Source organism: Candidatus Nanopusillus massiliensis (assembly GCF_920984865.1).
In genome coordinates this window covers 439,783-440,113 of the sequence record NZ_OV100765.1, presented here as the reverse complement: position 1 = coordinate 440,113, position 331 = coordinate 439,783, and the positions used below count along the sequence as shown (strand labels likewise).

Sequence of the window (331 nt, the reverse complement as noted above, 5' to 3'; positions counted from 1 at the left end):
TTGTATTATTTAATATTATCAACAGAATATGCAATATGAAATTAAAGTTGGGGAAAGGGTAAAAAGAGAGATAAAAAAGGGAAGACAGGTTTTTTCTACAAATTGGATTAAAAAAATTGAAGCTGAACCTGGAGAATTGGTTAAATTAAAATATAATAATAATTTTCTAGCTTGGGGAATAATAAATCCAAAAGATCNNNATCATTATATTAGAATATTTTCATATAATGAGAATATAGATATATATAATGAAATAAAGGAAAAAATAAAGAAAGCAAAAGAATATAGAGAAAAAACAATAAATTATAAAAATCATTATAGATTAGTATAT

1 pseudogene is annotated in these 331 nt (G+C 21.3%); it reads left to right on the top strand.

From position 1 onward, the window contains the following. Positions 1–28: 28 nt before the first annotated feature. Positions 29–331, top strand: a pseudogene (locus tag LUA84_RS03265) (hypothetical protein); the annotation flags it as partial.